Source organism: Hymenobacter siberiensis, assembly GCF_018967865.2.
GTDB lineage: Bacteria > Bacteroidota > Bacteroidia > Cytophagales > Hymenobacteraceae > Hymenobacter > Hymenobacter siberiensis.
In genome coordinates this window covers 3213656-3236922 of record NZ_JAHLZY020000001.1, presented here as the reverse complement: position 1 = coordinate 3236922, position 23267 = coordinate 3213656, and the positions used below count along the sequence as shown (strand labels likewise).

The following is a 23267-nucleotide window of genomic DNA, read 5'->3' as shown; positions in this document are numbered from 1 at the left end:
CAAATTTAACAGGGTAAAACGATGTAATATAGAGCCGAACCGCTTGTGTTTAATACTGGACGAAAGGAAATATATATGCAGTGATAAAATCAACGGTATTTAAAAAATTGATTCACAGATGCTTAATTTAGAAATAAGTTCGAAAGGTCAATACATTCTTTTTTGTTAAAAGCTGCTGAGCAGGAGTTGATTGAGTGTGGCTGTGGGGAAAAAATAGGTGGAAAGATTGCCCCGAATGCTATAGGCTTTCAAGACATAATGCTATTTTGCATAAATGTTCAGCTGCTATTTAGCCGGCTTGTACGGGCTTGATGTAGTTGCCGGGTTTACATGGAGAGGTAGGGCGGGGGCGCAATCTTGCTGAAAACGCAAAGCGCCTGTAAGCGCTACTTTCGCATAAACTATAGCTTCCCACCCTTGCCATTTCTCCGGATTTTCCTGCTGCTGTCATTGTTAGCAGCTCCTGTTCTAGTTTCGGCCCAGCGCCGGCCGCAAGGCCCCGTGCGCCGCCTCGCCCTACCTCGCGTAGAGGCGGCCCGCCGCGCCGCCGCGCAGGCCGCCCTTGAGCAGAAAAAACTGGCGGCTGGTGCCCCCGCGTTCACCCGCTACCTGCATTCGCCCTGGGTCGATAGCCTGATGCGCGTGCTCACACCCGACCAGCGGGCCGCGCAGCTCTTTATGGTAGCCGCCTACTCCAACCGCAAGCGCATTGATGAGGACTCGATTTCGATGCTCATTCAGCAGTACGGCATTGGCGGGCTGATATTTTTCCAGGGTGGTCCCGGCCGGCAGGCGCGCCTGCTGAACCGCTACCAGAGCCAGAGCCGCGTGCCGCTGCTGGTGGCCCTGGATGGCGAGTGGGGCGTGGGCATGCGCCTGGATAGCGTAGTGAAATTCCCCTACCAGATGAGCCTGGGCGGCGAAACCGATACCGCCCTGCTCTACGACATGGGCCACGAAGTAGCCCGGCAGTTCAAGCGGCTGGGCATGCACGTCAACTTCGCGCCGGTGGTCGATGTGAATAACAACCCGGCCAACCCCGTCATCGGCTTCCGCAGCTGGGGCGAAAACCCCGCCGCCGTGGCCCGCGACGGTCGCCAGTACATGCGCGGCATGCAGGATGCCGGCATTCTGGCCGTGGCCAAGCACTTCCCCGGCCACGGCGACGTGGATGCCGATTCGCACCTGGCCCTGCCCACCGTGCGCGTGGACCGTCGCCGCCTCGATACGCTGGAGCTGCCGCCCTTCCGCAGCCTCATGGCCGGCGGGCTGGGCGGCGTGATGGTGGCCCACCTCAACGTGCCGGCCCTGGACACGGTGTACGGCCCCAGCACGCTCTCGCGGCCCATCATCACGGGCGTGCTGCGCGAGGAAATGGGCTTCAAAGGCTTGATTTTCACTGATGCTATGAACATGCGCGGCGTTATCAGCATGTTTCCGCCCGGCGAGGCCGATGTGCGCGCCATCATGGCCGGCAACGACATTCTGGAGTTCAGCAAGAACATTCCGCTGGCCCTCAAGATGGTGCGCATTGCGGTGGACAGCGGCCGGATTTCGCAGAAGGAAATCGATGAGCACTGCCGCCGCGTGCTGGCCCTCAAGCACTGGGCTGGCCTGAACCACTACCGGCCCATCGATACCAAAAACCTCTACGAAGACCTGAACGGCCCGCACGCTCAGTACCTCAGCCACCGCCTCACCGAGCTGAGCATCACGCTGCTGCGCAACCAGAAGAGCCTGCTGCCGCTCCAGCGGCTCGACACGCTGCGCATTGCTACGCTGGTGCTGGGCGGTTCCCCACGCGACACCACCGACTTCCAGAAAGCCGTGGCCGACTACGCGCCAACCGCGCATTTCCACCTCCCGGCCATGCCCTCGCTCGACGAGCTGGCCCAGCTGCGGGCGGCCCTCAGGCCCTACAACCTTGTGCTGGTGGCGCTGCAAAACCTGGGCCGGCTGCCGGCCACCAGCTTCGGCATCACGCCCGAGGAAAACACCCTGCTCCGGGAGCTGATGGACCGTAAGCAGGCGCTGGTAATCAGCGTATTTGGCTCGGCCTATGCCGTGGATAAGGTGCGCGACCTGGACCGCGCCGCCGCCGTGGTGCTGGCGTACCAGGAAAGCGCCAATGCCCAGAATCTGGCCGCGCAGGCCATTTTTGGCGGTATCGCGGCCACGGGCCAGCTGCCGGTTACGGTGAGCAGCAAGTACCCGCGCGGCTTTGGCCTGCGCACGGCCGCCGGCTTCCGCCTGCGCTACGCCAACCCCGAGGATGTGGATATGGACGGCCGCCTCGAAGCCCGGGTGGACAGCCTCGTGGGCCGGGCGCTGGCGGCCCAGGCGTTTCCGGGGGCGCAGGTGCTCATTGCCCGGCGTGGCACGGTGGTGCTGCGCAAAAGCTATGGCAATCAAACATATGCGGGCTTCGCCGGCCTGGAGGGGGGCGAGCAGCCGGTGACGTTGAAAGCCAAAAAAGCCGCCAGAAAGGCCGCGAGAATGGAGAAAAAACGTACGCTTGCTTCCTCATCCTCATTACTGACGAGCCCGCGCCCCGTGCAGAACGACGACCTCTACGACCTGGCCTCCATGACCAAACTGCTGGCCTCCACGCCCGCGCTGCTCCGGCTCGAAGGCGACCAGAAATTCAGCCCCGACAGTACCCTGGGCAACTACTTCTCCTTCCTGCGCGGCACCAACAAAGCCCCGCTGAAAATGCGTGATGTACTGGCTCATCAGGCGGGCCTGCAGGCCTGGATTCCGTTCTGGAAAACGTTTGTGAAGCGAAATGGCGACCTGCGCCGCCGGTTTTTCCGCACCGATTCATCGGCTCGGTTTCCGCTGCCGGCGGCGCGGGGGCTGTGGGCCCGCCGCGACATGCCAACGCGTCTTTACCAGGCCATTGGGGCGTCGCCGCTGAATGCCAAGCCGGGCTACGTGTATTCCGACCTGTCGTTTGTCCTGTATCCGGCCCTGGTGCAGGCCCGCACGGGGCTGTCGTTCGATGCCTTTTTACAGCGCGAAGTATATGGCCCGCTGGGCGCCAGTACGCTGGGCTTCCGGCCCCTGAACCGCTTTCCAATCAAGCGCATCGTGCCCACCGAAGTAGATTCGGCCTTCCGGCGGCAGCTGCTGCACGGCACCGTGCACGACGAGGGCGCGGCGCTGCTGGGCGGCCTCTCGGGCCACGCCGGCCTGTTTGGCGACGCCAACGACGTGGCCAAGCTGGCCCAGACCTACGCCTGGGGCGGGCGCTACGGCGGTCAGCAGCTCTTCGACAAAACAATGCTGGCCGACTGGACCCGCTGCCAGTTCTGCCCCGACAACCGCCGCGCCCTGGCCTTCGACCGCCCCGCCGCCAACCCCACCGTGAACTCGGCCAAAAGTGCTTCGCCCGGCAGCTACGGCCATACTGACTTCACGGGCACCTATTTCTGGGTAGAGCCGGCGAAGGACCTGGTGGTGGTGCTGCTCACCAACCGCGTGCACCCCACGCGTCGGAATAACAAGCTGAGCGATTTGGGCGTGCGCTCGGCGCTGTTGCAGCTGGCCATTGAGGCGGCGCAGAGGTAGGTACCGCTCATTCTAGCCATCAAACTGAAGGTCGTGCACCAGGCCGCTCGTTCGATAGGGCCCGACGTTCCGCCGGGAGGGGGTTGCTAATGGTTAGGAGTCCGAGTAATAGCCCGGCAACTGCCTGTTTCCACCGTACTATATCAGTTTGCCAATTATTATTTATCCTTAATCGATAAATGTCTTTAAGTAAGGACAATGCTATACTATGTTTGACGCATCATTTTCACCTACTCTTTTGTCCGATGCGTCATCTCTTCTCTTACAGCTTGTTATGCCTGTTGCTGCCGCTGAGCGGCTAGGCCCAGAATATCCAACTCGTCAAAGGCACCGTGCAGGACGAGAGCGGCCGGCCGCTGCCTGGCTGTCACGGTGCTCATCCGGGGCACGGGTACCGGCGATGCCACCAACGACCAGGGTGCCTTTGAGCTGAAGGCCGACTTTGCCAAAGCCCCCGTGGTGCTGGTGGTGTCGTTTGTGGGGTATGCCGCGCAGAGCATTCCACTGGCCGGGCCCGGCGGAGTCCTGGTGGTGAAAATGCGGCCCAGCGGCATGCTCGACCAAGTGGTGGTGTCGGCCTCGCGGGTGGAGGAAAGCATTGGCCGCGTGCCGGTGACGGTGGAAAAGCTCAGCACCCGTTAGGTGGAGCAAATTACCACGCCCGACCTGGTGTCGGGCCTGGCCCGGTTCAAGTCCATCGACGTGAGCAATTCCAGCATGCTGCTGACCAGTTTCAGCACCCGGGGCTTCAGCTCCTCGCGCTCCGACCGCGTCATTCAGCTCTCCGACTACGCCGACACCCAGCTGCCCAGCCTGAGCTCCAACTTCGGCAACCTGCTCGGCACGCCTATTCTCGACGTGGCCAGCGTGGAGGTGGTGCACGGCCCGGCCCGGGGCCAACGTCTTCAACGGCGTGCTGCTCACCAACTCGAAAGACCCCTTCAAGGATACCGGCCTGACCGTGCGCCTGCGCGGCGGCAACCGCGACCTGCTCGACGGGCAGCTGCGCTACGCCATGAAGCTCGGCGAGCGGGTGGCGTTCAAGATTGCGGGCGGCTACATCCGGGCCCGCGACTTCACTGGCAACAACTTCGACGCCACCTCCAAGCTACTCGAACCGGCCAACAACCCCCCCCGGCTCGAACCTGGGTTACGACGCGGTGAGCGTGTACGGCGACGCCGGCAACACCTTTGGGGCCACCGGTGGGGCTCTGGCCGGCAAAACCGTATTCCTGCCCGGTTTCTCGGAAGCCGACCTGATTACCGGCAAAAATGAAACCTACTCGTTGAAGGTGGCCCCGAGCGTGTCGGTGCTGCTCACCGACCATATCAAGGCCACCGCCAGCTACCGCTACGCCGCCTCCAATACCACCTTCCAGGCGGCCAGCCGCTACCGCATCGTGGATGCCGGTGCCCACCAGGGCAAGCTGGCCATCGAAGGCCGCAACTGGTTTGTGCGGGCGTTTCAGACCCGGGACTTTTCGGGCGGCCGCGACCCGCTCACCGATGGCTCCTACAACCTGGGTTTCCTGGGCGGGGTGCTGCAAAACCAGCCGGCCCTGAACGCCGCCGGCCAGCCCGTGCTCGATGCCACCGGCAACCCTGTGACCTACGCCCAGCGCTATTTCGGCACCTACGCCGCCGCCTACAACGCCGCCTTCGCCGCCAACGGGGGCAACGCCGACGCAGCCGCCCTCACGGCCCGCACCACGGCCAATACCGCCGCGCCCGTGCTGCAGCCCGGCACGCCGGAGTTTGCCGCCGCTCGCGACCGCATCATTCACAACCCCATTCCCGGGCAGGGCGCGCGGCTCATCCTGCGCTCCGTCCTCACCGAGGGCAGCGCCCAGTATAATTTCAACTCTGAGGTGGCCGACGTGGTGGTGGGCGGTTCCTACCGGCAGTACGACCTGGGCTCGGACGGCAGCCTGCTGGAGGACACGCGCGAAAGCGGCCGGATTCGCAACTACGAGTACGGGGCCTACGCCCAGGTGAGCAAAACCCTGCTCGACGACCACCTCAAGCTCGCTGCCGCCGGCCGTGTCGACCGGTTTCAGAACTTTGGCACCGCTTTTTCGCCCCGGGTTTCGGCGGTGTATTCGCTGGGGGCCGAGAAGCAGCACAACTTCCGCGGCAGCTATAGCCGCGCCTTCCGGGCGGCCTCGCAGGATGCCCAGTACATCCGGCTCGACGTGGGCCGGGCCATTCTGGTGGGCAACGTGGGCGCGGGCTTCCAGGGCTATACCACCGGCCTGACCACGCAGCTGCCCGGCATCCTGGCTCCCACCCGCACCGCCGACTTGGCCGCCCTCGAGTACAAAAGCCCCGGGCTGAAGCTCGAAAAAGTGAACAGCGGCGAAGTGGGTTACCGCGGCCAGCTCACCAGCAAGCTGTTCGTCGACCTCGACTACTTCTACAGCGCCTACGACAACTTCATTGCCACCCGCAACTTCATCGGCAACCTCGACGGCAGCCGGCCTACCGTCGCCCAGATTGGGGCCGCGGCTCCTTTCCGCTTCGCCAACGCGGCGCTGCCCACCCGCGTTATCCAAATCAACACCAACGTCGACCAGACCGTGAAAAGCCAGGGCGCGGGCATCTCGGTGGGCTATGCCTTCGGCCCGGCCCTGACCGTGACCGGCAACTACAGCTACAATGAGCTTATCACCACCGATTTTCAGCCCGGTACCCTGTCGTTCTTCAACACGCCCCAGAATAAGTTCAACCTGGGCGTCGACGGCCAGCTGTTCGACCGCAAGCTGAGCTACAACGCCAACTACCGGTATGTAGATTCCTACGTGTTTGAGTCCACGTTTGCCACCGGCACCATTCCCTCGGCCCAGGTCGTGGATGCGCAGTTTGGCTACGCGGTGCCCAAGCTGCACACCACCGTACAGGTGGGCGGCACCAACCTTTTCGACAGCACCAACTTCCAGGTGTACGGCGCGGGGAGCCAGGGCCGCATCGTATACGCGGGTCTGCTGTTCGATATTAAGTAATGGCCCGTGAGAAGGGTATCCGCAGCCGTCGCGGGTGTATATTCGGGCAACTTTCGGTTCCCTTCTGTAATTCCTCCAAATCCCACCCCCGTACCCCTATGTTAGGACTAATGATGGCCGAGCCGCTTCGCGTGGCTACAATTATCGAGCACGCCGCCAAGTGGCATGGCGACACCGAAATAGTGTCGCGCCTGCCCGAGGGCGGCATCCACCGCTACACCTACGCCGATGCCAACCACCGCAGCAAGCAGCTGGCCCAGGCCCTGCTGAAGCTCGGCATTGAAAACGGCGACCGGGTGGGCACCCTGGCCTGGAACACCCACCGCCATTTCGAGCTGTACTACGGCGTGGCCGGCATCGGGGCGGTGTGCCACACCATCAATCCGCGCCTGTTTCCGGAGCAGCTCGTCTACATCATCAACCACGCCGAGGACCGGCTGCTGTTCTTCGACCTCACCTTTCTGCCCCTCGTCGAGCGCCTGGCCGCCGTGTGCCCCACCGTGGAAAAATGGGTGCTGATGGCCGGCCCCGAGCACCTGCCCAAAGAGTCGGAAATGCCCGGCCTGTGCAGCTACGAGGACTTACTGGCCGCCGAAAGCGGCGACTACGAGTGGCCCAGCTTCGATGAAAATACGGCCTGCTCGCTCTGCTATACCTCCGGCACCACCGACCAGCCCAAGGGCGTGCTTTATTCGCACCGCTCCACCCTGCTGCACGCCTTCGGTATTTCGCTGCCCGACTCGCTCGGCTGCTCGGCCCTCGATGTGATAATGCCCGTGGTGCCCATGTTCCACGTCAACGCCTGGGGGCTGCCCTACGCCGCGCCGCTCAACGGCTCGAAACTGGTGCTGCCCGGCGCGGGCATGGACAGCGCCAGCCTATTCGAGCTGATGGAGAGCGAGGGCGTGACGTTTTCGGCCGGAGTGCCCACCATCTGGTTCGCGCTGCTGCAGTTTATGCGCGAAGGCCAGCGCCATTTCACCACCCTGAAGCGCACGGTGGTGGGCGGGGCCTCGTGCCCGCCGGCCCTCATGAAAGCCTTTGAGGATGAGCTGGGCGTGACCGTGCTCCACGCTTGGGGCATGACCGAAACCAGCCCGCTGGGCACCGGCGCGCGCCTCAAGGCCAAGCACGCCGACCTCAGCCCGGCCGATAGCCTAGCCATTCGCAGCAAGCAGGGCCGGGTGGTGTTCGGCGTGGATATGAAGATTGTGGGCGATGACGGCCACGCGCTGCCGCACGACGGCGTGGCCTTCGGCGACCTGCTGGTGCGCGGGCCGTGGGTGGTGCGCGACTACTTCCGCGCCCACACGCCCGGCGAGCTCACCGCCGACGGCTGGTTCCGCACCGGCGACGTGGCCACCATCGACTCCGACGGCTATATGCAAATCACCGACCGCTCGAAGGACGTCATCAAGTCCGGCGGCGAGTGGATTTCCAGTATCGACCTCGAAAATCTGGCCGTGGCCCACCCCGCCGTGGCCGAGGCCGCCGTCATCGGCGTGCCCAGCGCCAAATGGAGCGAGCGGCCGCTGCTCATCGTGGTGCGTCGCATCGGCATGGAGCTATCAGCCGAGGAAATGCTGAATTTCTTCCGGGGCCGGGTGGCCAAGTTCTGCGAGCCCGATGCCGTGGAGTTTGTTGATTCTCTGCCGCATACAGCCACCGGGAAATTGCTGAAAACCCAGTTGCGCAAGGATTTCGCGGGGTATTCGGTGGCGTAAGTCCCGCTCCGTTCCAGGCCGGCTTAGCTCAAAACGAAACTGCCGGAAGCCGGGGCCTACCAGCCCCGGCTTCCGGCAGTTTCGTTTACTGGGTTGGCTACAGGGTATCGTAGTATTTCAGCAGCTTCACAATATCGGCTTCGGCGCTTAGGTCGAGGTTTTCGCGGGTGATGTAGGCCTGCAGGGCGGGGGCCTTGGCTTTGCCCAGCACCGCAAGCACGGCCTTGGGGCTCAGGCGAATGGGCTCAATGGTGTTGTCGGTGTTTTTGAGGTAAAAAACACTGGTTTCAACCCAGTGGTCACTGCTGCGGCCGGCCAGCGAAGGTCCATTATTGGCGTGAAAAAGTGTTCGGCTACGCTTTCGCAACAGGGCGGAGCGGCCGGCATCGTACCGCACCTCAAAAAAGGCCGTGCGCAGCGGCAGCTCTCGGATATGGGCATCGAGGTAGCGACGGTACAAGCAGCGGGTGCCGCGGAGCGAGTCGCCGAGTGAGAATTCAGTTATCGCGCTGGTATTCAGTTCCAACGAGTCGCCGTTGGGGCGGCGCCACAGCAGGCGGTCGCCATGCAGGTCATACTTCAGCCAGGGCTGGGGCACGGTGCCAGCAGTCATTTTCACGGTGCCGCGCGTCCAATAAGGCAGCAGGAATGAGCTGCCCGACACGGGTATGTCTCCAAGCTGGCCCTTGCCTTTGGCTAGCTCACGGTTCAGTACATCGGCATTGGTAGGGGCGGTGGCACTGATGGCACTCTGGGCGCGGGCGGCCGGGACGGCCAGGCTGAGGAGTAAGGAGCAAAGTAGCAGGCGCATAACCAGGAAAGGAGAAAAGGAATGCTAATTAGGACTTACGCAGTTGAAACACTAACCAACTGAAAAACAGCAATATAACAAATATACGTCTTGAATGCAAGTCGTTGATTTTCAGGTTACATAGCTTTTGAAGTGCGTAAGTCCTATAATGTAGCAAAGTGTCCGGGGTGGTAATCCAGCGCCGCGACTTTTTTATTTCCCTAGCTCCTCGGCCCGGTCCCGCGCCGCGCCGGCCCCGGCCATCAGGCCCTCGCGCACGGCACCCGCGCCGAAGGCTCCCAGCGCTGCCTCGGTGGTGCCGCCCTTGGAGGCCACTTTGGTAATCCAGTCCTGGCAGCTCAGGCCCGATTGGGAGTACAGCTCTACCGCGCCGCGAAACGTCTGGCTCACCAGCAGCTCAGCTTCGGCTCCGCTGAAACCCATTTGGGCGGCGGCAGCCATCAGGGCTTCCATGCAGTAGTACACGTAGGCCGGGCCGCTGCCCGAAATGGCCGTACTGGCGTCGATGGCGCTTTCGTTTTCGACGTAAACTGTCTTGCCGGTGGTGCTCAGCAGGTTTTGTACCTGTACCAGCTCGGCGCGGCTCACCTCGTCGGTGCTGGTGAAGGCCGTCATGCCCATGCCAATCTGGGCGGGTAGGTTGGGCATGGCCCGAATGATTTTGGGCGTGCCCAGGGCCTCGCGCAGGGTATCAATCCGCACGCCGGCCATGATGCTCAGGATGAGCTGCTGGGGCTGCACCAGGCCCTTTAGCGCCGCGAACAGCGCCGGCGAGTCCTGCGGCTTCACGGCTAAGATGAGGATGTCGGCCCCCGGCACGCACTCGGCGGGCGAGCCCCAGACCGTGCCGATTTCGTGGGCGGCCAGGGCCGGTACGCGCTCGGGCGAGCGGGCCAGCAGGCGTAGGTCGAGCCGCGAGGTGATGTGGGCGCGCACGAAGCTGCGGGCGTAGGTGAGGCCCATGTTGCCGCCGCCGATGATGAGGATTTTCATGCTGATGAATACTTGCTAAACACCGCAAGAACGTCATGCCGAGCGCAGCCGAGGCATCTCGCTTGGGATAGTAAACCCATTCGATTAGATTACTATCCCGAGTGAGATGCCTCGGCTGCGCTCGGCATGACGTTCAATTTAGGGGAAACCGGTCACCCTCACACCTTCAGCACCACGCCCTTCTTATACATCCAGCTCAGAATAAAATACCAGATAACGATAAGCGTGGCCGCACCCACCAGCGAAGCCGTGCGCGGGTCGGCAAAGTAGGGGGCGATGCCCCATTCATACAGCCACTCCTTCAGGCCGCCGGTTTTGCCGCCGGGCAGGGCCAGCTGGAACAGCCCGAACGTGCGCGAAAGCAGCGCCGAGAGGCAGAACACGAGGATGGCATTGACGCCGTAGACCAGCGCCGGGCGCGTCCAGGCGCGGTAGCCCTGCACGTCGCAAATCCAGTAGAGCGCCGCCAGGCCGGCCATGGCCAGCCCGCCGGTGTAAAGCACGTAGGGGCTGCTCCACAGCGCTTTATTGATGGGGAACCACGGGGCCCAGCACAGGCCGAGCAGGCTGAGGCCGCCGCCGGCCACGAACAGCCAGGCTACTTTGGCGGCCGGCTCCGGGCCTTTGTGGCGCAGCCATTGGGCCGTGAGGCTGCCTAGTAGGCCGGTAGCCAGCGCCGGCAGGGTGCCGAGCAAGCCTTCGGGGTCCCAGGTTTTGCTTTGTTTCCAGAGGTGGGCTTCGGTGAAGATGGTGCGGTCGAGCCAGGCCCCGAGGTTGGTGGTAGGCTCCAGGTTGGCGGGGCCAAAGCCGGGCACGGGCACCAGCTGCATCAGTACCGCGTAGCCAATCAGGAAGCTGATAATCAGCCATGCCTGGGTGCGCCAGCTGGTTTTCAGGAAGATGAACCCGCACCCCAGAAACACCAGCGCAATGCGCGCCAACACGCCCATAATCCGCACGGTGCTGAAGTCGAATTTCGGGTAGAGTGACAGCAGCAGGCCCAGGCCGAATAGCACGGCCGCCCGGCGCAGCACCCGCAGCAGCACCGCGCCCTGTGGCCCGCCCTGGCGCTTTGTGCCGTCCAAGGCATACACCAGGCTTACGCCTACGATGAACAGGAAAAATGGAAAAATGAGGTCCGTGGGGGTGCAGCCATTCCATTCGGCGTGCTCGAAGGGTGGGTAGATGTGGCCCCAGTCGCCGGGGTTGTTCACCAGAATCATGGCCATCACGGTGAGGCCGCGAAACACGTCGAGGCTGATGAGGCGGCCGGGCTGGGAGGCCTCGGCCAGTGGCAGGGTGCCGGTGGTTTCGAGGGCGGCCTGGGTGGTGCGTTGCATGGGCGGGCGGGTGGGGATGGGTTTCAAAGAACGTCATGCAGAGCGCAGCGAAGCATCTTTACCGCAATAGTAAAATCAATTAGTTGCGCGGTAAAGATGCTTCGCTGCGCTCTGCATGACGGGCTAACGTTGTCGTTCTACTACCTCAGAACTCCCACCGCACAAATGCCTCGATGCCTTCGTATTCCGGCAGGCCCAATTGGTCATACAGCTTGGCCGTGGTCCGGTTGCGGGCCTCGGCGCGCTGCCAGAACTCGCGCTGGTCGGCCCCGGGAAAAAGGGGGCGGTCCTTCTGGCTCTGGTGTTTAAAGATGGCGCGGCGCTTGCGCGTGAGCTCCTGTGGCGAGAGGGGCACGGCCATCTCAATCTGGTCGATGTCCCATTCCTGCCAGGCCCCGCGGTAGAGCCACATCCAGCAGTCGTCGAGCCAGGCGGTGTCGGAGGCTTTGAGGCGGTGGATGGACTCAAAAATGGCCGCCAGGCATACGCGGTGGGTGCCGTGCGGGTCCGAAAGGTCGCCGGCGGCATAAATCTGCTGGGGCTGGATGCGGTTCAACAGCTCCATGGTGAGGCGGATGTCCTCGTCGCCGAGGGGCTTTTTGCGCACCCGGCCGGTTTCGTAAAACGGCAAATCCTGGAAGTGCACGTTGGCATCGGGAATGCCGGCCAAGCGGCAGGCGCTCTTGGCCTCGCCCCGCCGGATGAGGCCCTTTATCTGCTGCACTTCGTCGGAATCGACCTGGCCGGGCTGCTTGTTTTTGAGGAAATCGGCTACGCGATGGTAGAGGTTGTCGGCCGGCTCGCCGGTGGGCAGGTGGAAAGCCTGGTCGTAGTCGGCCACGAAATCGGCGAAGCGAATGGCCTCGTCATCGAACACGGCAATGTTGCCGGAGGTCTGGTAAGCAACGTGCACCTCGTGGCCCTGGTCGACCAGCCGCAGCAGGGTGCCACCCATCGAAATCACGTCATCATCAGGGTGCGGGCTGAAGATGAGGACGCGCTTGGGAAACGGCGCGGCGCGCTCCGGCCGGTAGGTGTCGTCGGCGTTGGGCTTGCCGCCGGGCCAGCCGGTGATGGTGTGCTGCAGCTCGTTGAAAACCCGAATGTTGATGTCGTAGGCCGGCCCGGACTGGGCCAGCAGCTCCGACAGGCCGTTCTCGTTGTAGTCTTCCTCGGTCAGTTTCAGGATGGGCTTGGTCACGGTGCGGGCCAGCCAGGTGATGGCCTTGCGCACCAGGGCGGCATCGTGCCAGTTGCAGGGCAGGCCCAGCAGCCAGGGCGTTTTGCGCGGGGTGAGCTCGGCGCCGGCGGCCTCGTCCAGCACCACTTGCACGGCGGGGTGGCGCTGCAGATAAGTGGCGGGCAAGGTGTCGGTTACCTCGCATTCCATCATGCGCTTCACCACGGCGGCCTTGCCCTCGCCCCAGGCCAGCAGCACGATTTTTCGGGCTTCGAGAATAGTGCCCACGCCCATGGTCAGGGCCCGGCGTGGCACGTTTTCTTCGCCGTAAAAATCGGAAGCCGCGTCGGTGCGCGTAACGTGGTCCAGGGTAATGAGGCGGGTGCGGGAGTCCGGGCCGGAGCCAGGCTCATTGAAGCCGATGTGGCCGGTGCGCCCTATGCCCAGCAGCTGCAAATCAACCCCGCCGGCTTCGCGAATCTGCTCCTCATAGCGCCGGCAGAACTCGGCCACTTGCTCCGGCGACACAGTCCCGTCGGGTATGTGCACGTTCTCAGGTTTTATATCAACATGGTCGAACAGGTATTCCCGCATAAAGCGCACGTAGCTCTGCAGGGAGTCGGGCGCCATAGGATAATACTCATCGAGGTTGAAGCTGATGACGTTTTGAAAGCTCAGGCCGTCTTCGCGGTGCAGGCGCACCAGCTCCTCGTAAACCCGCGTGGGTGAGGAGCCGGTAGCGAGGCCGAGCACGCAGGGTTGACCTTCGGCGGCGCGGGCGCGGATGAGGTCGGCAATCTGGCCGGCCACGGCGGCCGAAGCCCGCTCCGAATCAGCGTAAACCGTGGTGGCGATGGGGGTGGGGTGGGAATTGGGCGGGCTCATGGGGGCGGGAAAGGATGTGTAGAGACGTTTCCAGTTCCGTACGCTGGCTGGGCAGTAGCCGCGAAGCGGTGCTTCGCGTTTGTACGTCGGTTAGGGTGCTAAGTAGCGCGGGGACGCGAAGCACCGCTTCGCGGTCTACTGCCTGCAGCCTGGCTCTAAATCGCCGGGTCGGCGGGGGTGGAGGGGTTGTTCTCCCGCTCCGTGCGGGGATAGGGGAAGAAATTGCGGTTGCGCTCGGCCCCGGTAGTGCCCGGCGCGGGGCGGCCGAAGCGGCGGCTGTCGGCCAGGCGGAAGCCCTGGAAGGCCAGCTCCACGTAGCGGTTGCGCAGGATGTCGAGGAGCACATCGGCGGGGGTGAGAGGGCCGGCGTAGGCGGGCAGGGCCGCGCCGGGCAGCGCCAGGAGCAGGCCGGTGCTGCTGGTAGCGGCGGCGGCCGTGCTGGTCCGCACCTTGTTCAGCTCAAGCACGGCGTTGGGTACGTCGTTTTTGCGGGCGTAGGCTTCGGCCCGAATCAGGAGCATTTCGTTGGGCACGTACACCGGAATGGGGGCGCTGTTGGCGGTGTAGAAGCCGGTGCCCAGGTTTTGGGTAGTGGTAGGCGGCGGGCTGATGCGCAGCAGGAAGGGCAGGCGCTTGTCGCCGGCTTCGGGTGCGAGCGCGCCGGCCAGGCCCAGGCTGGTGTTAGTAGGCTCGAATACGTTTTTGTTGCCGAACGACGTCTCGAACAGCGGATTGCGGGAGTTATCGTCGAAGTTGAACACCGAGCGTTTGGTGAGGTCCACGCGGCCGGCGGCGGCCAGGGCCTTGTCGTAGTCACCGGCTTCCAGGCTGTAGCGGGTAATGAGGGCTTGCAGCGTATTGGCAAGGTCGATGCCGGGCACAATCTTGGCGTTGAAATCGGCCGAAACCGGCGTGGCGGCCAGCTGCGTGGCGGCCGCTTCGAGCTGGGCCACGGCGTTGCGCAGCGCATCCACGCGCGGCACAAACGGCGCGCTTTCCTGCGTGGCCAGCGGAATCTGCTCGAAATACTGCGCCAGCGTGCCAATACTCAGCGCCCGGAAAATGCTGGCGTAGGCCACAATGCCGCTGCGGGTGCCCGCGTCCGGGGCGTTGCCCACGTTGGCCAGCACCAGGTCGGCGTTGGATTTCACCAGGTTGGCCTGGGTCCAGATGTTGCGCACCACGCCGTTGCTGTTGGTGAGGCTGCCGGCCCCGAGGCTGAGGTTGTATTCCTCAATATTGCCCACGTTGAGGATGCTGAGCTCGCGGGTGCTCAGCCCGCCGGCCGCCACCGTATTATAGAGCACGCTGAGCAGGCCGCCCGCGCTGTAGCGCGCCTGCAAGCCGTTGCAGAGCGTAATCAGGCCATCGGAGGAAGTGACCACCTGCTGCTGGCTGGCAGTGCTCGGGTTCAGGTATTCTTTGTTGCAGCTACCCAGCGCGAGGGCTGAGAGCAGGGCTGCGAGGGGGAGGATTTTCTTCATGGGGTTGATGAATGCGAAAAGTGGGAGTAACGCCCGCCTGTCATCCTGAGCTTGCGAAGGACCTTATCACGGTTGCAGTCGATTGATTTTACTGCAAATCGTTCGGCGGTGATAAGGTCCTTCGCAAGCTCAGGATGACAGACGGTTGCCTAGAAAGTAGCTGCCAGCTTAACCTGATAAGTGCGCGGAATCGGCACATTGCCAAAGTCAATGGCGCGCAGCAAATCCGACGCGCCGCCGGCGCTGGTTTCGGGGTCGAAGCCGTTGTATTTGTCCCACGAATACAGGTTGCGGCCCACCAGCGACAGGCTCAGCGAGGTGATGAACTTCGTGAAAGTGGGCAGCCCGTAGCTTAGCGCCACCTCGCGCAGCTTCACGTAGGAGCCATCGTCCACTCGGAATTCCTGGGTGTTGTAGATGGCGAAAATGGAGCCGCGCGGGATGCTGCCGCGCAATTCCTGCTCGGCCAAATTACCGAGGCCCACGCCCTGGCGGGTGCGCTTGTCGGCGTTGAACACGCTCACGCCCTGCACGGCATCAAGCAGCAGGTGCAGGCCCAGCTTTTTGTAGGTGAAGTTGGTGTTGAAGGAGCCCGTCCATTTCGGGTTGGGGTTGCCGATGACCACGTTGGCGATGGTGGAGCCGGAGCCGTACAGCGGCTGGCCGTCGCTGTTGCGGGCCGGCGTGAAGCCCACCGCCCCCACGGCCTGGCCCACCGTGCGCTCGTCCTGCGCGAAGCCCTGGGGCGTGAGCAGCAGCGAGCCGTCGGGGTTGCGGGCGTAGCCCGAGCCGTAGAACACGCCCGCCGGCTGGCCTTCCAGCAGGTACACCGGCGCGCCGGCCGCGTTGTCTACTGAAATGGCCTGCACGCTGCCGTTCGAGCCGGGCAGGCTCAGCACCTTGTTGCGGTTGCGGCTGAAAATGAAGGCCACGTCCCAAGTGAAATCCGTGGTTTTCACGGGCATGCCGCCCAGCGAAACTTCCAGGCCCCGGTTTTCCATTGAGCCCACGTTGTTCACGATGGCCGAGCCACCCGAGCTCGGGGCCAGGTTGCGGCGCACCACCAGGTCGGTGATTTTCTGGTAATAAGCCGTGACGCTCAGCGTGATGCGGTCGCTCAAAAAGGCCAGGTCGGCCCCGCCTTCCAGCTCGGCCATGCGCTCGGGCTTCACGGCGGGGTTGGCCAGGGTGGTGCCCGGCGTGATGGTGTTCTTGCCCAGAAAGCCCACCGGGCTGAACTGGTAGAACCGGTCATAAGCCCCGATGCCCGTCAGGTTGCCGGCCTCGCCGTAGCTGGCGCGCAGCTTCAGGCTATTGAAGGCATTGGCGTAGGCGCTGTTCTGCCAGAAGTTGAAATCTGACACCACCAGCGAGCCGCTCACCTTGGGGTATACCTGGTTGGTTTCGGTGTCCGAGAACTTCGACGACCGGTCGCGCCGCACCGCGCCCGTGAGAAACGCCAGGTTGCGGAAGCCGATGGTGGCCTGCCCGTAGTAGCCGCTCAGGTTGTAGCGGTCGAGGTTGTAGGCCGATACCACCGTGGTGCTGCTCGCCCCTGATACCGTGGTGATGAACGGGGCCAGGTTCTGGCCCTGCGTGGTGGTATAGTCCTGCTGTGCATACTGGTAGCTGTAGCCGGCGCGCAGGTTCAGCTTCAGGTTCTCGCTGACCTGGTACTCGTAGCCCAGGTTGATATCGGAGTTCAGCTGGATGACGGCGTTGTTGCCGTTGGCCGCGAAACCGCCGGGGTAGCGGGCGGCAGGTAGGCCGGCCGTGGCCTGATAGGGGTAGGGCCGGATGTAGCTCTGGCCCACCTGCGAGTAGGCATCCACGCCCAGCACATAGTCGGCCGAAAAGCCTTTGAACGGTGCCAAATTCACCTGCACGTCGCTCACGGTGCGGTTCACGCTCTGCGTGAATTTCATGTCCTCGATGGTCGAGAGCGGGTTTACGCGGGTGGGCTCCACGGCCAGCAGGTTGCCGGCCGCGTCGCGCTGGGTGATGTCGTAGATGTTGTTGGTGATGTTGATGGAGTTAATCGGGCTGTAGAACACGTTGCCGTTGGCCTTCTCGTTCGAGAAGCTGTTCACATAGCTCAGGCCTGCCGATACCTTAGCCCAGTCCGTGAGGCGCTGGTCGACCCGCGCCCGCAGGTTGTAGCGCGTGAAATCGGTGCCTTTAATAATGCCCTCGTTCTTCAGGTAGTTGGCCGACACGTAGTACTGCGTGCGCTCCGAGCCGCCCGACACCGATACCGCGTTATCGGTGCCGTAGCCGGTCCGAAAAATCTGGTCGAAGTAGTTGTAGCGCGTCACGTCCACCAGGTTGTTGGCCAGCGCGGTCGTTGCGCCCGCCCGGGTGATGCTCGTAGTGGTGATGCCGGGGTTGGTCACAATCTGGGCCGCCGTGGGTGCCCCGATGGTGTACAGCCGCAGCCCGGCAAAGCCGAACTGCTTGCCGTAGGTATTCACCGGCACGGATTTCCGCAGCTCGTTCAGGCTAAAACTAGTGGACACCGACACCCGCGCCGCGCCGCTCTGCCCGCGCTTGGTAGTGATGAGTACCACGCCGTTGGCCGCCCGCGAGCCGTACTGGGCCGCCGCCGCCGCCCCGTTGATGATGTTGAGGCTGGCAATGTCGTTCGGGTTGAGGTCGGCCAGTCGGTTCTGGCCCGCGTTGGCTACGCCAATATCATTGCTCAGCGCCAGTTGCGACACGTTGGTGCTGGCGTTGCTCACAATCACGCCATCAATGACATACAGTGGGTCCGAAGAGCCTTGCAGCGAGTGCACCCCGCGCAGCCGCACCGAGAGCGAGCCGGCCGGGTCGCCCGAGTTCTGGGTAATCTGTGCGCCGGCCACTTTGCCCTGCAAAGAGTTCAGCAGCCCGCCCGAACCGCTCTGGGCCAAATCCTCGGCCCGGATGGTGCTGATGGCGTTGCCCAATTCCCGCTTGGGCGCGCTGATGGTGGAGCCCACCACCACTACTTCGTCCAGCTTCTGGCGCGATTCGGCCAGCGACACATCGGTGGTCACCGTCGTGTTCGCGCCCAGCGTTAGGACCTGTGAAACAGATAGGTAGCCAATCAGCGACACGGTGAGGGTATAGCTGCCCGGCGCAATGCTGGCTTCCAGCACGTAGCGGCCATCGGCCCCGGTGGAGGCACCGAGCGTGGTGCCGTTCAGCAGCACGGTGGCCCCGGGCAGGCCCTGGCCGCCGGCATCGGTCACGCGGCCTTGCAGGGTATAGCGCTGCGCCGTTTGCGCGCCGGCCGAAAGAGTTGCCAGCAAAAGCAGCAGTAACCCTGCCCACCGGAGGCTTGGGCTACTAAACAAGTAAGGGTTTCGCATGGAAAAAAGGGGGTTAGGTGGGGGTGAGGGATGAGGCGCTAAATATCGCAAAAAGTTTATGCCCTCCTAATGCGGGCTGGTTTACGTCCGCCGGCCACGAGGGAATTGCTGAGCTCCGGCTGGGCAGCTCGGCCGCCGCTGGCCTGTCCGCCGCACAGTTGGGCTTGATAGCCAGTGGAAAACAATGACTGCTATTGAGATAATGAATGTTGAATAATAAATAATCATAAAATCAAATTTGTCGATTATTGCTAATCGGCCGGTGTGGTTCCGGCTGAATGTTACCCGAATATTTCGCACATTTGAAAGGTTCTTTCCCGGTTTTTCTCGTTTTATTCCGCTATTTTGGACTGCGCAGCTTCGTGTTGTTGGCACTGCGTTCCTTTGCCCAAGGCTGGAACCTGAGCGCGCGCCGCGCCAACGCCCGCGTCCGGTTCGAGTACCGGACGCTATAAGAAGCCGGGGTGGCATACCGTTAGTAAGCCAGGATATGGTAATTGCGAAAGCCCCGGTGGGGCGACACGCGTCCAACGAGTGTCGCCCCACCGGGGCTTTGTTGTGCTGCCTGAGCATATGTACTATCGATACGTTGCCCCGGATGAGCTTTTCCGGTGCAACCCCATTAGTAGCGGTACCGGGCCTTAGCCTCCGCCAAACAGCCGCGCAAAGAATCCCTTCTTCTTAGCCGGCTTCTCCTTGATTTTTATTTTAGAGAATTGGGCCGAAGCCTCGGGTTTATCGGTCGGAGCGTTGAGGCGGATGGTGGGGCGCGGGGTGGCTAGCGCTGGCTGCGTGGCCACGGCCGGAGAGGCCGGACGGGGGACGCCGCCGGGTGCCTGGCCCACGGCCAGCTCCGCCAACTGCTGGCCGGTGGTGATGACGCGCATGGGCCGGCTCTCGTTGTGCAGGCGGTCCACGGCGGTCACGTAGTAGGCGTAGGCCTGGCCGGGCACGGCTGTGGTGTCCACGTAGGTGGCGGGGAAGCCGGGGGCGGGGCGGGGCAGCGCCAGAATGCGGCGCGGGTCGTTGGGCGAGCTGGCCTCGGTGGGCTCGAAGCGGTAGAGCACGTAGTAGGTGGCCGCGTCGCCATCGGCGGCGGGCGGGCCACTCTGCCAGTTCAGGGTCACGTAGTGGCTCAGGCGGCGCAGGGTAAGGTTGGCCACGGGCAGGGGCGGGATGGCATCTTTCCAGGGCATGGTGGGCACCAGGGCGGGGTAGCGAAACAGGTCCAGCTGCAGCGAATCGGTGGTGTGGAGCGGGTTGGTGAGCAGCGACTTGGCCGAGAAGAACACGCTGCCCACGGCCTCGCCGTCGGTGGCGCGGTTGGTCCGAATCTGGCGGGGCAGCTCGCGCGGGTTGCGCCAGGTGGTGTCGGAACGGGTGCTTTCCAGCATCCGGTAGGTGCCGTGGCCGATGTAGAGGTGGCGGTCGAAGTGGTTTTTGGCCCACCAGTCCACCAGCACGGGGTAGGGGCAGAGGCGAAAGTTCGAGCTCCAGTACAGCTGCGGCACCACGTAGTCAATCCAGCCCTTCTCCAGCCACAGCCGCGTATCGGCATACAAATTCGAGTAGGACGGCTGCCCGGCCCGCGTGTCGGAGCCCTGCGGGAAATCCTTCGACTTGTTCATCCAAACCCCAAAGGGCGAGATGCCGAATTTCACCCAGCGCTTGGTGGCCTGAATGCTGTCGTGCAGGTCGTGGATGAGGATGTTGACGTTCTGCCGCCGCCAGTCGGCCACCTTCTTCAGGCTGTCGGGGTTAAAATCGCGGAAAGCGGCTTCGTCATGAAACACCTGTCCGGCCTCGGGATAAGGGTAGAAATAATCGTCGAAATGCACCGCGTCGATGTCGTAGCGCCGCACCACGTCCAGAATCACGCGGGTGATGTGGTCGCGCACCGCCGGCAGGCCGGGGTTGTACAAAAGCTGCCCGCTGTAGCGCAGAAACCACTCCGGATGCCGGCGGTAGGGGTGGGTAGCGGCCAGGCGGCGCGTCACCGAATCCATGGTGGCGCGGTAGGGATTGAACCAAGCGTGAAACTCCATGCCGCGCCGGTGCGCCTCGGTGATGAGGAAGGGTAGGGGGTCGTCGCCATCGGCGGGGGCCTTGCCCTGCACACCGGTCAGCCACTTGCTCCAGGGCTCCAGGTCCGACTTATAAAAGGCATCCGACGCGGGCCGGATTTGCACAAACACCGCGTTGAGACCGGCGCGCTGGCCGGCATCGAGCAGGCGGCGGTATTCGCGGCGGTACTGCTCGGGGGCCTCGCCGCGCTGGTTGGGCCAGTCGATGTTGGCCACGGTGGCAATCCACATGCCGCGCAATTCGCGCTTGGGCGGCGGTGGAGTTTCAACGGAGTCGGCCGCCGACTGGGCCAGCGCGGGAACCAGGCCGCTGAGGCCACTCAGCAACGCCATCAACACTAAAAACCGACTAGCGGCGAGGAAAAAACGCATCAAGAAATAATCAGCAGCGGGAATAATTGCCGCAAATTACGCCATTAAAGCGGGTAGGCTGTTTTCTGCTTAATGTGAGAACGGTCATGCCGAGCGGAGCCGAGGCATCTCGCGTGTAACAGGAAATTTTTCCTTGCGATTGAATTATTGCCACACGCGAGATGCCTCGGCTGCGCTCGGCATGACCGTTCTATTTTGCTATTTCCATCCTTAAGAGCCGGTCAGCTCGGTATCGGTCATGGGCTGGTCGGGGGTGTCGGGGCGAGTGTCAGGGCCGCCTTCGAGGCCGTTGGTCTGGCTGGCATCGCCATAGTCGCCGCGAATACCGGCCCCGTCGCTCATGTTTTCCTGGGTGCTGCTGGGGATGGTGGTACCCGTGCTGGGCTGCTCGGCGGGAGCCTTGTCGGGCGTGGGGTTCACGGTCGCATCCTGCTCCGCAGCCTGGTCGGGCGTGCTGGTAGTGGGGGCGAAGTCGGGCCGTGGGTCGGTGGGATTCTGCGTGGGGTCGGGCATGGTGAAGGGGAAGGTTGAAGGAGGCGCGGTGGCGGCCTCGCAGCTGGGTTTACGGCCGGCGGCCCGCACGGTTGGGCGCGGCCAATTGCGCGGTGTTTGCCATCTTGCCGCCGGCTTCCCCCTTCAACCCGTTTTCCCGCTGGCCGTGACCAATTCCACCACCGATTTCTACCACCAGAAAACCGACGACGAGCTCCGGTTCTTCGTCGAAAACCCCGACCACTACCAGCCCGACATTGTGGCCGAAGCCCGCCGCGAGCTGCGCCGTCGGGGCGTGGCCTTGCCCCAGCCCGCGCTGCTTGCACCGGCCGCCGTGCCCACACCGCCCGCGCGCGGCCTGCAAACCGGCCCCCTGGCGCTGGCTGTGGCCGTGGTAATGGCCCTGAGCCTGGGCGGGCTTTGCTTCATCAAGCAAAAAAATGCCGCTCCGACGGTGGCCATAGTCGAAGCCAGACCCAAAGCGCCACCTCGTCTCACGGAAGTAGCCACCTCCACCATTCCCGATTTTGGCCCGGCCGTAACGTCCAGCGTCCAGCGGCAGGTGCAGCGCATTCCGGCTACCGAGCGCGCCGCCGCCGCCCAGGAAGCCATGCCCCTGCGCCAGTACCGCGAGCTGGCCAAGCGCTTTTGGACAGCTGAAACCCAGACCGAATTTGTGATGAACCAGGTCCGGCAGGGTCAGCTCGATGCCGCTCTGCCGGGCCACATCCAAGCGGTGGGGGCCACCTGGGAGCAGTGGAACAAGGCCCTGCACTATAGCTATAAATTCGGCCCTGCCATGGCCGCTCACCTCGATATTATGACCCGTGTGGCCCAACAGCAGCAGGAAGGTCTGGGCGACCTGCAGATTGTGGCCAATAACCCTCAGCGCTACGAAAACGACCAAACCCGCAAGCGCGCCGCCGATGTGAGCGACCTGCTCTCGGGCCTGCTGCCGAAATCGCCGGTCACGGGCCAGCCGTATAATACCCTTGTGCGCCGGGTGCGGCTGTAAGCAGCCCATTCCCAACATCTGGCAAATTGGCCGGTTGGGCAAGGTGGCGCACTCCTTGCCGCGTCCGGTTTTCCATGGAATCATCGCCCCCCGACCACGCTCCCGGCTCCACGGCCGCGCTTGCCGCCCAGCTTTTCGCCCAAAAGCCCGAGGCCGAGCTGCTGTACTTGGCCCAGAACGCCATTCGCTACCCGCCCGCCGTGGGGGCCGCCGCCGTGGCCGAGCTCAACCGGCGCGGCCTGCTGCCCGATACCGCGCGCCCCGCGCCACCCCCGCCGCCCACCGAAACCGAGGCCGAAACCTGGCCGCAGCTCCTAGGGCAATTGCTGCGCGGGCTGCTCATTCCCTCGCGCCGCTTCCTGGCCACGCCGCTGCTTATTGATGCCTGTCTGCTGGTGTTCGGCCTGATGGTGCTCAGCGGCGTGTCGGCCTCCGACCCCACCGCATCGCAGCTCGTGCGCTGGGGTTCCAATATCACCGATTTCACGCTGCATGGCCAGCCCTGGCGGCTGCTCACCTACATGTTTGTGCACGCCGGCCTGTCGCATTTGCTGCTGAATATCCTCTCGCTCTGGCTGCTGGGTCTGCTGATTGAAGACCGGGTGGGGCCGCTGCGCCTGCTGCTGGTGTACCTGGCCTGCGGCGTGGGCGGCGGCCTGGCCAGCCTGTGGTGGAACGCAAATATTAACTCGGTGGGAGCCAGCGGGGCCATTTTTGGCCTCTACGGCCTGCTGCTGGCGCTCCTGCTTGGCAAAAAGCTGGTACTCGATAAGTCCGACCGCCGCGCCATGCTGGGCTTGGTCCTGTACCTGGTGCTCAGCAACTTGCTTTCCGGCCTCACCGGCAACATTGATAACGCGGCCCACCTCGGCGGGCTGGCCACGGGCTTGTTTATTGCCGGTCCCTTGGCATTTATTGGGTTGAAGGGCGGGGAGCATGTCGGGGCAGCGTAATTTATGGCATCATAA

16 protein-coding genes are annotated in these 23267 nt (G+C 63.4%); 7 read left to right on the top strand and 9 right to left on the bottom strand.

The features are described from left to right. Window positions 1-417: 417 nt before the first annotated feature. Together KQ659_RS14415 and KQ659_RS14410 are read left to right on the top strand one after the other, a co-directional pair. Window positions 418-3570, top strand: a complete 3153-nt coding sequence (locus KQ659_RS14415) for a glycoside hydrolase family 3 N-terminal domain-containing protein (protein ID WP_216688349.1) — start codon at window positions 418-420, stop codon at window positions 3568-3570. 372 nt (window positions 3571-3942) lie between these two features. Further along, complete coding sequence (locus KQ659_RS14410) at window positions 3943-4212, top strand: carboxypeptidase-like regulatory domain-containing protein (protein WP_216680422.1); 270 nt, start codon at window positions 3943-3945, stop codon at window positions 4210-4212. On the opposite strand, the gene KQ659_RS14405 is transcribed toward KQ659_RS14410, so the two are convergent. Then, complete coding sequence (locus tag KQ659_RS14405; RefSeq protein WP_216680423.1) at window positions 4209-4346, bottom strand: hypothetical protein; 138 nt, start codon at window positions 4344-4346, stop codon at window positions 4209-4211. The two genes, KQ659_RS14410 and KQ659_RS14405, sit on opposite strands and share 4 nt — an antisense overlap. Window positions 4347-4483: 137 nt before the next feature. Between KQ659_RS14405 and KQ659_RS14400 the strand changes: the two genes are divergently transcribed. The 3 genes from KQ659_RS14400 to KQ659_RS14390 all read left to right on the top strand — a co-directional run bounded on the left by KQ659_RS14400 (window position 4484) and on the right by KQ659_RS14390 (window position 8293). Then, entirely contained in the window at window positions 4484-4846 is a 363-nt protein-coding gene (locus KQ659_RS14400; RefSeq protein ID WP_216680424.1) for a hypothetical protein, read from the top strand. Further along, window positions 4731-6569: a TonB-dependent receptor domain-containing protein gene (locus tag KQ659_RS14395; protein ID WP_216688350.1), complete on the top strand. Its 1839-nt coding sequence runs from the start codon at window positions 4731-4733 to the stop codon at window positions 6567-6569. The genes KQ659_RS14400 and KQ659_RS14395 overlap by 116 nt, the downstream gene beginning before the upstream one ends. 98 nt (window positions 6570-6667) lie before the next feature. After that, window positions 6668-8293 carry a 3-(methylthio)propionyl-CoA ligase gene (locus tag KQ659_RS14390; RefSeq protein ID WP_216680427.1) on the top strand — a complete coding sequence of 542 codons (1626 nt, stop codon included), beginning with the start codon at window positions 6668-6670 and terminating at the stop codon, window positions 8291-8293. Window positions 8294-8390: 97 nt separating this feature from the next. Here KQ659_RS14390 and KQ659_RS14385 read toward each other — a convergent pair whose 3' ends face one another. The 8 genes from KQ659_RS14385 to KQ659_RS14350 form a co-directional block, all read right to left on the bottom strand. After that, window positions 8391-9104: a hypothetical protein gene (locus tag KQ659_RS14385; RefSeq protein WP_216686292.1), complete on the bottom strand. Its 714-nt coding sequence runs from the start codon at window positions 9102-9104 to the stop codon at window positions 8391-8393. Between the two features lie 192 nt (window positions 9105-9296). Continuing rightward, a complete protein-coding gene (gene proC, locus KQ659_RS14380) occupies window positions 9297-10097 on the bottom strand; it encodes a pyrroline-5-carboxylate reductase (protein WP_216680429.1) in 801 nt (266 codons plus the stop codon). Window positions 10098-10255: 158 nt separating this feature from the next. Further along, complete coding sequence (locus KQ659_RS14375) at window positions 10256-11437, bottom strand: acyltransferase family protein (protein WP_216688351.1); 1182 nt, start codon at window positions 11435-11437, stop codon at window positions 10256-10258. 145 nt (window positions 11438-11582) lie between these two features. After that, window positions 11583-13502 carry a glucosamine-6-phosphate deaminase gene (gene nagB / locus KQ659_RS14370; protein ID WP_216688352.1) on the bottom strand — a complete coding sequence of 640 codons (1920 nt, stop codon included), beginning with the start codon at window positions 13500-13502 and terminating at the stop codon, window positions 11583-11585. Between the two features lie 155 nt (window positions 13503-13657). Next, the gene (locus tag KQ659_RS14365; protein WP_216688353.1) at window positions 13658-14986 is read right to left on the bottom strand and encodes a RagB/SusD family nutrient uptake outer membrane protein; all 1329 of its coding nucleotides are present in this window, start codon (window positions 14984-14986) and stop codon (window positions 13658-13660) included. Window positions 14987-15135: 149 nt separating this feature from the next. Further along, window positions 15136-18336 (bottom strand): SusC/RagA family TonB-linked outer membrane protein, encoded by a 3201-nt coding sequence (locus KQ659_RS14360; RefSeq protein ID WP_216688354.1) that lies wholly within the window; start codon window positions 18334-18336, stop codon window positions 15136-15138. Window positions 18337-18977: 641 nt separating this feature from the next. Next, on the bottom strand, window positions 18978-20792 hold the full coding sequence (locus KQ659_RS14355; RefSeq protein ID WP_226929984.1) for a glycoside hydrolase family 10 protein: 1815 nt from the start codon (window positions 20790-20792) through the stop codon (window positions 18978-18980). 210 nt (window positions 20793-21002) lie between these two features. Next, window positions 21003-21305: a hypothetical protein gene (locus KQ659_RS14350; RefSeq protein WP_216680433.1), complete on the bottom strand. Its 303-nt coding sequence runs from the start codon at window positions 21303-21305 to the stop codon at window positions 21003-21005. A gap of 145 nt (window positions 21306-21450) precedes the next feature. Here KQ659_RS14350 and KQ659_RS14345 point away from each other — a divergent pair, with 145 nt between their 5' ends. Then, window positions 21451-22299: a hypothetical protein gene (locus tag KQ659_RS14345; RefSeq protein WP_216686298.1), complete on the top strand. Its 849-nt coding sequence runs from the start codon at window positions 21451-21453 to the stop codon at window positions 22297-22299. Window positions 22300-22373: 74 nt separating this feature from the next. Next, on the top strand, window positions 22374-23252 hold the full coding sequence (locus KQ659_RS14340; RefSeq protein WP_216688356.1) for a rhomboid family intramembrane serine protease: 879 nt from the start codon (window positions 22374-22376) through the stop codon (window positions 23250-23252). The last annotated feature ends 15 nt before the right edge of the window (window positions 23253-23267 follow it).